This is a genomic window from Bradyrhizobium sp. Leaf396 (genome assembly GCF_001424605.1).
Classification (GTDB): Bacteria; Pseudomonadota; Alphaproteobacteria; order Rhizobiales; family Xanthobacteraceae; genus Bradyrhizobium; species Bradyrhizobium japonicum_C.
The window spans coordinates 1-2,998 of the sequence record NZ_LMQJ01000057.1 but is presented as its reverse complement, the minus strand read 5'-3'; the positions used below and the strand labels follow the sequence as shown (position 1 = coordinate 2,998).

Below are 2,998 nucleotides of genomic sequence, written 5' to 3'. Positions count from 1 at the left end.
GGATCGCGCCGACGCCGGGCTCGTAACTCCGGTCGGGCTACGCCCTCCCTGCGTCACGAGCCCGGCGAAGCTCTCTCATCCTGATTGACGCTCCACTGTCACCCTGATTGCCGCGCGGCATGTGGCTTCCGAGATTGTCGAGAATGACGATATCGCCCTCGCGCAGGGTCGGAAGGAGGACGTGCTTCACGTAAGCGCGGAAGCATTGGCCGTTGATCGGCCCATCGAAGATGCAGGGGGCAGTGAGCTGGTCGTGGCGGAGTGCGCCGAGGAATGTGAGGGTACGCCAATGCCCGTGCGGGGCGAAGCCGCGCAGGCGTGTCCCTTTGGGGCCCCAGCCCCGCAAGGGGGCCATGTTGGTCTTGATCCAGGTCTCATCGATGAAGACGAACCGGCCCGGATCAAATCCGGTCTGCCAGGACCGCCAACGCTGGCGCCTACGAAAGACGTCGGCGCGAGCCTGTTCGAGCGCGAACAGTGTTTTTTTTGAACCGCGGCCCTTCCCGGCGCAGGAACAGCCAGACTGCATTGTGTGAGACCTTAACCCCACGGGCAGCCAACTCCGCCTTCAGACCATGCAGCGTCAGGTGCGGCATCTGAGTGATCCGTTCGACGATGAAGGCGCGATGCGGATCAAGCACAGGCTTGCGGTGACCACCCATCTTGCCAGGCGCTACCGAGCCGGTCGTTCGATAACGCTGCGACCACTTCACAACCGAGACCGCAACACCAAACCGTGCCGCCACAGAACGGCAACTCTCACCCTTGGCAACCGCGGATACCGCACGCTTACGTAGATCGTTGGAAATTGGTCGGACCATGGGATGCTGCCTCCAGCCCAGCCAGCATCTTGAATCATATTCGCCCCAGATCCGGAATCCCTTCCGATTCAATAAATTCGTGAACCGCTCTAGACCAATTGGACGTCGGCCCGGAAGGTTAAGGAAGCGAGACCCCCAACGATCTGGTGGTGTTTCTGACGACGGAAGCCGAAGCCAAGGTGGGCGCCATTCCATCCCAAGGCGATGCCGGTGATCCTGGCCACGCCCGAGGAGGTCGAGATCTGGATAAATGCGCTCGCGGACAAAGCGCTGGAAGCTACGGTTGACGCCCCCATACGGGACGTCGCGCATCGTCGGCCGCGGGGTGAAGGAAGACCCTTCAGCCGCTTAGAGTGCTGACAAGGGCGCAGCCCAAGTGGCAGGCGCGACCGTCTACGCAAAAAGGAAAGGTGCGCCGATCTACCAACGGAAAGGCCCCGGCGCTGCCGGGGCCTTGACGTTCGATCGGGATATCTAATCAGTACTTCGCGACGACTGGACCGGTCCAGTTGAAGCGGTAGACCAGCGAGGTGCTGATGGTCTGGACGAAGGGCTTAAAGGTGATATCGCGGCCGTTCGATACGTTGCCGACGTCAGTCAGCTCGGAGATCGCCTTCTTGTCGTAGTAGGCCGCGCGGTATTCGGTCTTCATGAACCAGCCGGGGGCCGAGATGCCGAAGATGTTCAGGTTGTTCTCGACGCCACCGCCGACGAACCAGCCGCCGCGATCGAAGCTGTTGGTGTGCAGGCCGCTCGGGAGGGCGGTCGCGGTGTTGAACAGCGTCGTGCCCTTCCAGTGCGAGTTGGTGTAACCGGCGTTCACGTAAGACAGGACGTTCGGAGCGACCAGATAACCGAGGCGAGCACCAGCAGCCCAAGAATAGTCGTTCTTGATGGTGCCAGCGAGGAACGGACCCTGATCCTGGATTGTGCCCTTCAGGCTGCCGAACTGACCGTCGGCGAACACACCGGCAACCCAAGTGCCGGCGAACTGCCAGTCATAGCCGGCACCCACCGTGCCAAACCAACCATCCCCACCCTGCCTCTGGTTGAAGCCGAGGATCGGAGCGCCGGTCACCGTGGACTGAACGCCGGTGTCAGCCGACCAGATGCCGCCGCCGCCGCCGCCGAAGATGTAGAAGCCGGTCCAGCTGGCGACCGGGGCCACCATCGGAGCCTTCGCGTAGGGACGTGCACCCAGGTCAGCCGCGGAGGCCGAACCGGTCATTGCGGCAACCGCGGCTAAAGCGAGCAATGTCTTCTTCATCTTCAAGTCCCCAAATGATGGCGTCAATCTCTGAAGGTAATCTAGACGCCTCCGCCAGAAATGCTGTAGCTCGGCAGCCACAGTGACGGACAAACCCCTCGTGATGTCAGTCGGCAACAAGTCAGTTCTTAACAAGATCCTCCGCGACAACCCAGCGGAAATATCGACCTATCTAACTGAAAAATTTAGAGAAAACAACCCAGAAAGCGCAAGGAAAGCGCTTAACGTGGTCATGCATGCACAGAACGTGCAAATCTTGGCCCGGGACGCCGGCTTGCGGCGAGATGCGCTCTACAGGACCTTTGGGGGCCGAATCGACCCGCACCTGAGCCGCACTCTCAAGCTTTTTGGGGCACTGAACGTAAAGGCCCGTATTGTGCCGGAAACCGACAGCTCCGAGGCGATTGCGGCAAGCCTGAGCGAAGCATTCGATCGCGAGAAGCCGGCAATGGCAATCCTCGGATTGAGCGAAGTCGTCAAATCTGAGAACGTTAGTGCTCTAGCACTCAGGCTCGGGATTATGCGGACAACGGTCTACAAAACTTTTGGAGGGACCGTCGATCCGCAACTGCACCGTGTCCTAAACCTCTTCGCTGCTTTGAAGGTGAGATTGACCATTGAACCCACGACACGACCAAAGATCAGGGCGCCGCGCCCCAAGCTAGGCCGGCCGCCAAAAGTCCAATTGTCCGATTCAGTCGACGGTTAGCGGAGCTCCCTATCAGGCCTAGCTTAACCTGCACGGAATGGCTGGCACCGGGATGGGTTCATTAAGCAAGAATTTCGGCTTCCACTGCAGAACTGGTATGTGAGCTGCTGCCGGTTTGATGGACACCGGGTTAAGCTAATCCCACCTTGCGCTCGAACTCAACCGGGCTGAGACAGCTGATGGTCGAGTGCCTGCGGGTGG

At 60.1% G+C, this 2,998-nt stretch carries 2 protein-coding genes and 1 pseudogene; 1 reads left to right on the top strand and 2 read right to left on the bottom strand.

Annotated features, from left to right (window positions below):
• Window positions 1-121: 121 nt before the first annotated feature.
• Together ASG57_RS37310 and ASG57_RS31275 are read right to left on the bottom strand one after the other, a co-directional pair.
• Window positions 122-821: pseudogene (locus ASG57_RS37310) on the bottom strand (IS630 family transposase); the annotation flags it as partial.
• Between the two features lie 478 nt (window positions 822-1,299).
• Complete coding sequence (locus tag ASG57_RS31275; protein ID WP_057198834.1) at window positions 1,300-2,088, bottom strand: outer membrane protein; 789 nt, start codon at window positions 2,086-2,088, stop codon at window positions 1,300-1,302.
• A gap of 82 nt (window positions 2,089-2,170) precedes the next feature.
• Here ASG57_RS31275 and ASG57_RS31270 point away from each other — a divergent pair, with 82 nt between their 5' ends.
• Window positions 2,171-2,797, top strand: coding sequence for a helix-turn-helix domain-containing protein (locus tag ASG57_RS31270; protein WP_082529089.1), 627 nt, complete (start codon window positions 2,171-2,173; stop codon window positions 2,795-2,797).
• The last annotated feature ends 201 nt before the right edge of the window (window positions 2,798-2,998 follow it).